Annotated in this window: 9 protein-coding genes and 2 pseudogenes; 3 read left to right on the top strand and 8 right to left on the bottom strand. The window is 36.6% G+C overall.

All coding sequences use genetic code 11. From position 1 onward, the window contains the following. A partial coding sequence (locus tag HMPREF0693_RS19045; protein ID WP_036932109.1) for a hypothetical protein occupies nucleotides 1-840 on the bottom strand: 840 nt, incomplete at its 3' end. A 308-nt stretch (nucleotides 841-1,148) separates the two neighbouring features. Here HMPREF0693_RS19045 and HMPREF0693_RS00130 point away from each other — a divergent pair. Then, a pseudogene (locus HMPREF0693_RS00130) lies at nucleotides 1,149-1,298 on the top strand (transposase); the annotation flags it as partial. Between the two features lie 177 nt (nucleotides 1,299-1,475). On the opposite strand, the pseudogene HMPREF0693_RS18375 reads toward HMPREF0693_RS00130, so the two are convergent. Further along, nucleotides 1,476-1,640 (bottom strand): annotated as a pseudogene (locus tag HMPREF0693_RS18375) (NADP-dependent isocitrate dehydrogenase); the annotation flags it as partial. 457 nt (nucleotides 1,641-2,097) lie between these two features. Here HMPREF0693_RS18375 and HMPREF0693_RS00125 point away from each other — a divergent pair. Both HMPREF0693_RS00125 and HMPREF0693_RS00120 read left to right on the top strand, forming a co-directional pair. Then, complete coding sequence (locus HMPREF0693_RS00125) at nucleotides 2,098-3,012, top strand: SIR2 family protein (RefSeq protein WP_004242506.1); 915 nt, start codon at nucleotides 2,098-2,100, stop codon at nucleotides 3,010-3,012. Nucleotides 3,013-3,050: 38 nt separating this feature from the next. Further along, nucleotides 3,051-4,175 (top strand): hypothetical protein, encoded by a 1,125-nt coding sequence (locus HMPREF0693_RS00120; protein WP_004242504.1) that lies wholly within the window; start codon nucleotides 3,051-3,053, stop codon nucleotides 4,173-4,175. Nucleotides 4,176-4,402: 227 nt separating this feature from the next. Here HMPREF0693_RS00120 and HMPREF0693_RS00115 read toward each other — a convergent pair whose 3' ends face one another. From HMPREF0693_RS00115 to HMPREF0693_RS00090, 6 genes are all read right to left on the bottom strand, one after another. Next, complete coding sequence (locus tag HMPREF0693_RS00115; protein WP_004242502.1) at nucleotides 4,403-5,044, bottom strand: hypothetical protein; 642 nt, start codon at nucleotides 5,042-5,044, stop codon at nucleotides 4,403-4,405. Then, on the bottom strand, nucleotides 5,041-5,304 hold the full coding sequence (locus tag HMPREF0693_RS00110) for a hypothetical protein (RefSeq protein WP_004242500.1): 264 nt from the start codon (nucleotides 5,302-5,304) through the stop codon (nucleotides 5,041-5,043). The genes HMPREF0693_RS00115 and HMPREF0693_RS00110 overlap by 4 nt, the downstream gene beginning before the upstream one ends. Next, the gene (locus HMPREF0693_RS00105; protein WP_004242498.1) at nucleotides 5,289-5,540 is read right to left on the bottom strand and encodes a hypothetical protein; all 252 of its coding nucleotides are present in this window, start codon (nucleotides 5,538-5,540) and stop codon (nucleotides 5,289-5,291) included. Before HMPREF0693_RS00105 ends, HMPREF0693_RS00110 begins: the two co-directional genes overlap by 16 nt. 3 nt (nucleotides 5,541-5,543) lie before the next feature. Beyond that, nucleotides 5,544-9,302, bottom strand: coding sequence for a phage tail protein (locus tag HMPREF0693_RS00100; protein ID WP_004242495.1), 3,759 nt, complete (start codon nucleotides 9,300-9,302; stop codon nucleotides 5,544-5,546). Continuing rightward, nucleotides 9,302-9,700: a DUF6950 family protein gene (locus HMPREF0693_RS00095; RefSeq protein ID WP_004242494.1), complete on the bottom strand. Its 399-nt coding sequence runs from the start codon at nucleotides 9,698-9,700 to the stop codon at nucleotides 9,302-9,304. The genes HMPREF0693_RS00100 and HMPREF0693_RS00095 overlap by 1 nt, the downstream gene beginning before the upstream one ends. A gap of 56 nt (nucleotides 9,701-9,756) precedes the next feature. Next, nucleotides 9,757-10,292, bottom strand: a 536-nt coding sequence (locus HMPREF0693_RS00090) for a hypothetical protein (protein WP_004242493.1), incomplete at its 5' end; no start/stop codon positions are given.

Here is a 10,292-nt window from a genome sequence, read left to right as displayed (position 1 = left end):
AGGTGTTGCATAATTTTTCGCGATTTGAGTCGGAAACTGAATATTGGTAGACGTTTGGGGGATAACGTCACAGGCTTTGAGTGCTTTAATATTCACATTATCCGCTGAACTTAATAATGTCTTAGTAACTATCTTAAAATTGGGACTAACATTAATATAGGCATAAAATTTTGAACCATCGCGCATGGCATATTCACCGGCCTCTAATGGCCCGATGGCATACGCGGAATAACTGGATATTGTTAATGTTAACGAATGAACTTTATCACTACCATCTACGTATCGTGCTGAGAAAAAATTACTATTGCCTTGTCTGGGCAAAAGACCCCAACTTAATTTATCAGAATTAGAGGAAAAATCATTATACATATTTGTCATAGCGGTGGTTTGGGAACGACTAAATGAAAATGAAGCATTCTCATATGCGCCGTTAGCCCGTTTATAACGAAACAAACCATATCCACTGGGCGCTAAAACAATAAAGGCCCCTTTGGGATTGCTTTTATTGTAGATAGCCACACCCGCTCGTCCAATTTCAGGGTAAAAAGGTATTGATTGTATCACTAATCGATAAGGCTCCCACTGGAAACCTATATAAGGTGTATTCGCCTCAAGTACTGGCATTACCATCCCATACTCTAGCGCTATTGAACCAACTGGCGGAGTGACCTCCCCTAAATAACCTGTTGAGCCAATAGGAACGGATAACTCTAACGCATTAGCGGAATGAAGGAATACTATTGGTATCAAGAATAACGATAAACCGTATCCCCCTATTTTTTTTATCATTGATGGACACATCGAATTTCGATATTTTGTCGAAAGTGCTCTTTTATTCACGTGTATCTCCAGCATTAAAATAAAAATAATGTAAATATATATAAATGATTATAAAATAATAATATCACTTTTAAATATGATTACATCAGCTATTTCATTATTTTAAGATAATTAAAAATAAAAATAGAAAAACAAATCAAACCCTTCATTAATAGATTATTGAAATTAGAATAAGTAGCCTATTTACAACAAAAATTTTAATTAAGAAATAAAAAATATTTATTTATTATAATTAGGGATTATTTGATCTACTTTAATCAAACAGGGCACTTTAATAATGGAATATAATCTAACTATAGAAGTGTTAAATGAAAAAACGAACAAACAGTGTTTATACTACTGGGTTTAAGCAAGAAGCGGTCGCATTAGTCAGCGAACAAGGTTATAGCGTCCCAAAAGCGGTAGCTTCTTTAGGGATCACCGATAAATTACTTTATAGCTGGAAAGCAAAATTAGACGCTGAGTAATCAGGTAACAACTTGAACGCCAAAAATTAGATAAAAATCGTGATTTAATTGCTCAAATTTCAGGTGGTTTTGATAACTCGTTTTGATAACTTTTTGATAACCATTTCAAAATTGACAATAAAAAACGGGAACTAATAAGCTCCCGTTAACTATTTATCAAATCAACAATTACATATGTTTAATAATCGCGTCACCGAACTCGCTACATTTCAGCAGTTTAGCGCCGTCCATTAGACGTTCGAAATCATAAGTAACGGTCTTCGCTTCGATTGCGCCTTCCATACCTTTAATGATTAAGTCAGCGGCTTCTATCCAACCCATGTGGCGTAGTATTATACCCATAATAATTAAGTAACTTATTAAATAAATTATAATTATTAGAGTGGTAATTTGTTTTTTTATGTGATCTTGGTTTGTATGTAACTGGTTGATTTTTAGTTTGGTTTGGGGTGGTTTTGGGGAAGACTATTTTAGCAATCTATATGTATCAGAAATACGCATTATCAACACAACTCTACTACTGAGCAATAAATATAAGAGACTTTAACTTATCAAGGCTAGAAATAGTTTATCTATAAAACATTTATACTTTTCTATGTAAATTATTATTTCTCAACCTATTCTACAAATTATTATACCTAACTCAATAATACTTTAATAAAAATGACAAATCAGATTTACCTATTTATACTATAATAGTATGATTACTAAAAATTAATAACAATATAATTAAACCAATAGTTTATAACTATTAAACAGATAAAAATAGTTATGATAAAAAGGAGAAATAATGTGTAATTACTCACTACTTATAGGAAATGGAATAAATAATATTACTCAAGGAAACTCTTGGCTTGATGTATTAAATAGTTTAGAGGAAAAATATGGAATTAAGATAAATACAAAAAACAAACCATTTCCACTTGCCTATGAAGAAATTTATTTAAATATTTTAAATTCAAACCGTAATGGCTTTTCAGAATATGAGATAAAAAAGGCTATTGCAGACAAAATACAAAAAATACATCCCAACGAAATTCATGAAAGAATAGTAGAATTAGAATGTAACAATATACTAACAACAAATTATGATTTAACATTTGAACTTTGTTTAAATAATGATATTAATACTGAAAATTTAAAAAATAAAGGAAAAATAAAAGAAAGTAGATACAATATTTTTAGGCATTATGAGGTTGAAGATAAAAAAATATGGCATATACATGGTGCATTAAACAATCCTAACTCAATAATTCTTGGCTATGAACACTACAGTGGATACTTACAAAGCATGCGAAGTTATACAACCACGGGAAGCCAATATAAAAATGAAAGTTTAAAAGTTCCACTAATTAAACGACTGAAATCAAATAATATTAACAATAGTTGGCTCGATGATTTTTTCACTAAAGATATATATATTATAGGATTAAATTTAGATTTTGTTGAGATTGATCTTTGGTGGTTACTTACATTCAGAGAAAGGTGCCGACATATAAAAAAATTAGATTTTCAAATTACTAATAAAATTACATATTATATTCCAAATTGTTTTTATAATAATCTTTCACCTAATCCAAAAATTGAACTATTAAAAAGCGTAGGAGTCATCATTAATTATGAATTTGGAAAAAGATTTGAAGATAAAGAAAAGGAATATTATCTTTCTGTAATTAATGACATCTCTAGTAAAAACTCTAATTAATATGATGTTTATATATAAAAATAAATATAGGTACTATAATGAATTTATTTGACCCAAAACCCAAAAATGTATTACATAAAAATTTTAAATATTTAGTTGAACGAAAAGAACTCGCTCCGGTGAGAGATGTTATTCAATCATGGGGAGAAGGACTTTTAGATAAAAACAATGAAAAAGAAAAATTTCTGAATGAATTTCAAACCACCTTTAATTCATCTTTTTGGGAATTATATTTAAATAAGGCATTCAAAGAGCTAGGATTTAATATCGACTACTCTAAAGAAAGTCCTGATTTTTGTTTAAGTACCGCCGATGGGTATACTCTGAATATTGAAGCTGTTGTAGCTGATACACCTACAAATATACTGGCTTCCTATGATCCCTCCCTAAAATTACTTAGTGACGATAAATTCATCGATGAATGTACAATAAAACTCCTTGGAAGACTTAAAAGTAAATTAGACCTCTTCAAAGGAGTCAACGGAAAAAAACATCCTTACAATTCACTTGAACATGTAAAGGGTAATCCATTCGTAGTTGCGGTAGCTCCTTTCAATAATGAATTTTCTTTTTCTCAAAACAATATATCTATTAATCAAGTTTTGTTTGGAATAGATAGACCCAAACTTAACAATAATGGTAGTTGGGATATTGCTAAAAAGGAAAATGTCATAAAGCCTTCTGGTACAACACTAGAGCTTGGTATTTTTACAAATGATTCATTTAAAGAAATCAGTGCTGTAATATTTTCATCTACAGGTATGTTGGGAAAAGCAATAATTGAAAGTGGCATTCCTACTTATATCAAAGCTACCCGTTATCGACAAATATACAAATATGATTTTTATAGAGATAAAAATTCAAACCATTTAGGTACAAAACATTATCAATTAACACCAACTCATGATTTATTCTCTCTTAGATTCATAAATGGTAATTTTATTTGTGGTTCTGATACTCATCTTTGTAAGTCGGATGAATATAGAGAATCACATTTAGATGGCTTACATATATATTTTAACCCATATGCAACAGTTCCTTTAGATCCTGATGTTTTTGGCCATTATGATATTACACATAATTTTTTTGATATTGAACGTCAAGAATGCATTATGGAACATCACGACCAATCATTGGTTTCACGGCAAATTATTGGTTTTTGAAAAACCTATAATTAATAAGTATTACATCTATAACACTAAGCTCTTTTTGCTAAAATCATCGTAAAAAACATTATCTTTAAGAGCTTAGTAAATTAATTAATTTCAATAATTAACACCATTCTGCTCATTTCTAATATATTTATTTTTCTCTAATTTAGATTAGTAATGTTTTTATGTGTAGATATAAATAGTAGGTTAGTCTATTTGACTACATTATATTTTTATCCTTAATCACCATACTCCCTCACATCAATATAAAAATACTGCTTACCTAGTGAGGTTGTTGACATCTGTCCTGAAACTATCATGGAATGAGGGATAATACGATTACCTCGCCCACAAAGAGTTACTCTAATCGTTTTTCCTCCCATCGAATCCATCATACCAATATGCCCAATTGTTGTGATTAATACCGCACAAGGAAAACCGACATCCACGCCACTCCAATTATTTCCTGTGAGTACAAAATTATTTCCCTCTAATAAATTAAGTGGTCTTTGGCTTGAAGCGTGTGTAATAACACCTTTATGATAGATTTGAATTCCCCATTTTTGAGGATGAAGTGAAATATGATAAGAAGACTTCACAAATACATAAAGCTCATATTCTGCTGAATTGCCTTGAATAGTATCGATTAAATTAACACACCACGCATTGTTTTCATAAATCACTTCAGATAATCCACCTAATGATGGATTAGAGGAATTAAGAACTCGAATAAAAATAAGTGGCACTGCGTTATTATTACCTTCGATAATTTTAATTAGTCCCGGCTTAGTTTTTATCTTTTTAAAAAATACGGCTGATTCATAAGGTGTTAATTCTTCGGTAATACCCTGATTAAAAAATAATGCACCATATTTACTCATTTAATTAGTACCATAATAATTCCATTAATCGATTGGCTACCGCGTAAAGAATTCCACGAGATTTTATTATTCTCGACTCTAACAGTGAAATAAGATCCTCGATTTCTAGCTACAATATAGGCGGCCAATGACCGCCCTTTAGGAATATTATTATAAGTTTTACTGCCATTCTGAGTGACCGCTATTTGGTCAAAAATAAACGAACGCCCTGTGATTTTTATTGGCTTTCCTTTTTCATATATCTCTATTCCCCACGACATGAGAAATCCTCTACCGCATCAGGAGATACCCACCCTCCTAAGAATTTAAATCCTAATTGAGGTACAGCATGATAAAGAGGCCCTTTAATGGTTTCTCTCTTTTTATCAAACTTCACTAATACAGGTTGTTGATAGTGAAAAGTTTTTATTTGGTAAACACCTTGGCAATCGACTTTTTTATATCCAGAGGTACACCCTGACAATAATAATGCTGTAATTAAAACAATAAACTTCATACGCTACCCTAAATAACCTATTTTTGCCGCTAACTGATTGTTTTCATCGTAAACATAAATAGTATTATTTGTGATCACTAACCGCCCTTTTGTTCCTCCTGAGTTTATATCTAACCGTCCACGAAATACCGCATCATTTAATTCCACATTCCCTGTTGTGGCATCAATATTAAATCCTTTCTTGCCCGCTGAATAATTAGTGGATGTGATTTTTTTACCTACCGATAATTTATCAATGGTTGCCTTGCTAAATAACGCATCATTGAAAAAAGCTTGTCCATTTTGGATCACAAAAGGTGTCACCACTTTGCCGTTTAATGACGATATCACCGCAAAGTTTTGGGCATTGACCAGAAATTGACTATTTCCTTGTGCATTAAACCCTAAACCAATGCCAGTAATGACTTTATTCCCTTTGCTATCCTGCTGGACTTTCATTGTCCATGATGCCGAAATTTTGCCATTTATGTCGGTGACCACTTTCGAAGTTTGTTCGATTTTGGCTGAACTTGTCCCCACTTGGCTTTCTAAGCGAGTCACTTGTTGGGCGGTAGAGATAACTTTGCCTGAAACCTCAGTTACTTTAGTTTCAAGTTGGTTTATCGCATTCGCCGTTGCATTGGCTTTCTGTTCGCTGGACTTAGGTACTTCATTCGCCACAAACCCCTTTGGTGCCACCGATTGCTTGTTATTGGTGTAAGTGCTGGTGATAATTTGATGGTTAACACTTTTGTGTTTAGTTAACTGATATTTTGCCCCTCCCCGCAAATAAATATATTCCACAGAACCATTTATTAATTGAGCGGGTCCCATCACAGGAGATTGATTTGTCCATCGCCAATCAAAATTATCAATGATGCGGTTTTCAGACTGGGTTCCCCATCCAGAACCACTCACTTGCCATTCCACAATCATGGCAAAGCCTTTGGTGCTGTGAGTCGCATAGCTGGGTTTATTGTCTGAATATTGCCCTAAGGTTCTAAAAACCTTAAAGGCATAACGTCGAGAGGTCACTAAAGGCAAAATAACCGGATAATAGGTGTTTTCATTGAGTTTTGATAAATCTAAATCCACCACCACAGACTCCGTTAAATCAGCTTTCACTTTATCTAATTTGCTGGATAACGTTTGTACCTGAGAGGTTGCGGACGTCACTTTGCCATCGATATTCGACACTCGAGTATTTAACGCATTTACTGCACTGCTATCGGCTTTCCCTTTCAGAGTTGAATTGAGCGTTGAAATCTCTTGCGTTTGGGCTTGCTGTTTCGAGGTGAGGGTTTCTAATGATTTATTAATCGCTGAAACATTCCCATTCATCCGTGTTTCCAGTGATTGTCGGGCTTTCGCTTCTGCTTGGTCGCCTGTAACACGTGCTTGTTTCTCGGCGGAAATGAGCCCTGCGGTGACTTTAGATAAATCATTACCGGTATAATCACCACGAAGTTGAGTGGCTAAGAATTGGCGTTGTTGTGCTTCGGTTTGATCACCCTCAATACGTGCTTGTTGCTCTTGTTTAATTGCGGCGGCCTGTGCTTCTGTTGCCGTTGAAACTTGATTTATCCGCTCAGCCAGTAATTTTTCTGATCCCTCCCGTTTTTTTTCACTTTCTTCAATCGCCGCGCCTTGCCTCATTGACTCTTCCAAAAGCTTGTCATGATTTAGCCTCATTAACTCATGTAATTCAGTAATATCGATTTGGTTAGCTTTGCCGTTAATTTCACCCAATAGGTCTTGTGCGAGTTGATCTCGACTAATTTGCCCCGCTAATTCTTCAAGAATTAAATCGGTTTGAGAAGAGCAAACACCAGAAGCTTCCACAAACGGTGATTTACCATAGCTGTTGATTGTTCGAACATAAAAATAATACGTATGCCCTGCTTGTAAATTCTCTTGCGTCCAGAAATTCCCTTGGCCAACTTTGTTTGTTTTGGTGATCACTTCATTTTCAGAAAGATTAGCGAGTTTTTCCTCACTCAACCAAAACTCAAAGGTATAATCAAAGACAGCACTATCACCTTGTTTCGGTGCAACGGTCAGATTAAATAAGCCAGAAGTAACATCAATGTGCTCAGGAGGCGGTGGGGCTTGAATGGCAAAATCACTGATAGCAGGTGCCGACATCGCACCGGCAACGTTTGTTGCTCTGACTTCAACACGATAAGTCCCTCGCGCTAATCCGTTAATATCAACACGCTCACCCGGCACCTGAATAGACTGTATAACCTTGCCATTATGGAAAATATTGACCGTATTATAACGCACATCAGACGCCACATTCTGCCAAGAAAGTGTACCTTGCACGATGTCACTGACAGCAAGTGGAACAAAGGTAAGATTAATCGGTGAAGCAACACCGCCAGTGGGTAAACTCACAAACGGCGGACGTTCGAAAGGCTTGCCAATCACATCTTCATATAGATAGGCACCATCCTCTTCCAACGTTAAAGCCACACCATCTAAAGCATGAAATGCCCATTCGGCAATACGAAATTCCAGCCCACTAATCCCCAAAGCCGGTAATTCTAAAAGCACAACTTCCCCCGGACGATAAGCATAGCCGTCTAAGTTCATAGTGAGTTGAACCCGTCTTCCTGCTTTCTTTTTACGGAGATATTGGCGAGCTAATCGTTGGGCTTGATAAGGGCTGGTGACAAAACGATAGTCGATATTCTCTCGAATTTCTAAGCCATCCTCTTTCACCCATTCGTCCACAATCACAGGCGTGAAATCCGTTTTTGTGTATAACTGTTCGGCATCAATAAACGTGCCATACACTGCATTTGTGGCATCTTTTAATCCTGTTTCAGGGGTACATGTGACTGTGCCAATCAATTGTGATTCAGTGATGGTTTTTATTGCAGGCCCATAATAAGCGCCAATTTGAATACCGTGTTTTCCTGCGGTGAATGTCGGTTCCGCGTTGATGCATTTGTGCATCGCGTCCAAAACACTGGATGGACTCTCATTTAAATCATAAGCACCATTAAGGGTATATCGCGACTCAAATCCACCTTCTGGTAGACTCACTTTTTCATCACATAAATCGGCTGCCTGTTTAAAGCTGTCAAAATCAATATCCGTATCAGACACTTTTAAATAATGGCGGTAATAGTCCAAAATCACTAAGGCCCCATTGTTACTCCACACAGTTTGCCCAGAGCGAGGATCAAACAGATGTTTTCCCCAGACTTCACATTTCACATTGGGTAATCCATAAGGGAATTTTTCTTGGTCAAACGTGAGTGTCACACGTAACCACGCCAGACCTCGACCAATCATATCCTCTTTCCATGAAGGGCAATTTTTAAGCATAAAGGGATCGGCGTCTTTCCTATCGTTATGTAATTCCCATGAGGCTTTATCACCAAACGTCTCAATGAGATCATCCCCCAACCAAATCTTCCCTATTTTCTCTATGGGGTGTCCTGCTAACGCTAATGCCAGTGTGATTTTTTCGTTTTCATCTTGTTCGCCTGCTTCTTCTTCGGCGAAGAAAAGCAAACCCGATATCACTGTTTTTCCGACGATCACGGTTTCAGGGGCAGACGATGAACGTAACATCTGTTTGCGTTCACCGGTATCTCGATAATTCATGGAAGGCAGTTTAGGCTTAAAGATAAGCGAACCCGCGACTTGGACTGCGACGCCTGCTGCCATCAGTGCCATCCCCATCGCCGAGGTAACGCCTCCGGTAAATAGCCCAGCAATCATTAAGCCAGCACCCACGACTTTTGAAATTAATCCACCACTCCCACCCATTATTCCACTCTCCACGCTTTGATTGGGTTAATCTGCACCGGCTTTACGCCTTGTAGCGTTACGCCCCAATAATGCCCCGCCCAGACTACGGCTAAACTGTCACCGTCCTCACCTTTGAACAGTACGAGGTCGCCACGCTGAACGCGCTCAATCTCAATGGATTTGAAATAGCGTGATACGGCTTTCTCTAAGGAGCCAAATTTGGATTTGAGCAGGTTGAAGGCTTCGGCTTTGGTTTTATAGTGATTGAGATAAGGCTTTATTGGCGAGAAACCACATTGTGCGTAAATACATTCAGAGGCAAAAATACAACAATCAAATTTGCCCCATGAAAAAGGGCGACTCATCGCCGCCCTTATGGTTTCAGGTAATTTAAGTGTCCAGTTAGGTTGTTTCATGTACTGACCTTAAATAGCAAAAAACCCACAAAAGTGGGTTTAACAAAGCAATAAGATTATTTATAAATAAATGCAGGTGCATCTTTCTTACTGCCCCAATAAATCGCCCGTTCAGCCATTTGAGCCACATAGCGAAAGATACGATCACCTTGTCGTCGAGATGACCACGACTCATCGGTGAATCTATCAGGTAACCCGATTGACCATCGTTCGAATCGATTAGAAACATTAACACATACGGCATTTTCTTCGCCAGACACTACATTGATAGATGTGATTTGTCCGACAAATAAGACTTCAGCAAGAAGCGGTTTTCCCTCTTCACCGATGGCGACCATCATCAACCGGACTTCGCGTCCTCGACTTTGCTCATTCATCACCATTCCCACCAGCGATTTATCAAAACCCGCTAATTTAAGCTGTAATTGTGGGGGACTGGTTGTCTTATTTTCTTTTAGCTGACTGATTTCGCCTAAACTTCCTACACCTAAATAGGTTTCCCCCGCAATAATCAGTTGCCCAACGCCGGTATGCGCACAGGTCACACCTGATTTCAAATCGAGTCTGGCGGCTAAGACAATATAAGCCCCTT

The organism is Proteus mirabilis ATCC 29906, from assembly GCF_000160755.1.
Lineage (GTDB): Bacteria > Pseudomonadota > Gammaproteobacteria > Enterobacterales > Enterobacteriaceae > Proteus > Proteus mirabilis.
The sequence above is the reverse complement of the archived record's forward strand: the minus strand, read 5'-3'. Positions and strand labels throughout refer to the sequence as shown.

Bases quoted from the DNA above. Each gene is read 5' to 3' on its own strand.
- HMPREF0693_RS00125 (WP_004242506.1), top strand. From the start codon at position 2,098: ATGTGTAATTACTCACTACTTATAGGAAATGGAATAAATAATATTACT.
- HMPREF0693_RS00120 (WP_004242504.1), top strand. From the start codon at position 3,051: ATGAATTTATTTGACCCAAAACCCAAAAATGTATTACATAAAAATTTT.
- HMPREF0693_RS00115 (WP_004242502.1), bottom strand. From the start codon at position 5,044: ATGAGTAAATATGGTGCATTATTTTTTAATCAGGGTATTACCGAAGAA.
- HMPREF0693_RS00110 (WP_004242500.1), bottom strand. From the start codon at position 5,304: ATGTCGTGGGGAATAGAGATATATGAAAAAGGAAAGCCAATAAAAATC.
- HMPREF0693_RS00105 (WP_004242498.1), bottom strand. From the start codon at position 5,540: ATGAAGTTTATTGTTTTAATTACAGCATTATTATTGTCAGGGTGTACC.
- HMPREF0693_RS00100 (WP_004242495.1), bottom strand. From the start codon at position 9,302: ATGGGTGGGAGTGGTGGATTAATTTCAAAAGTCGTGGGTGCTGGCTTA.
- HMPREF0693_RS00095 (WP_004242494.1), bottom strand. From the start codon at position 9,700: ATGAAACAACCTAACTGGACACTTAAATTACCTGAAACCATAAGGGCG.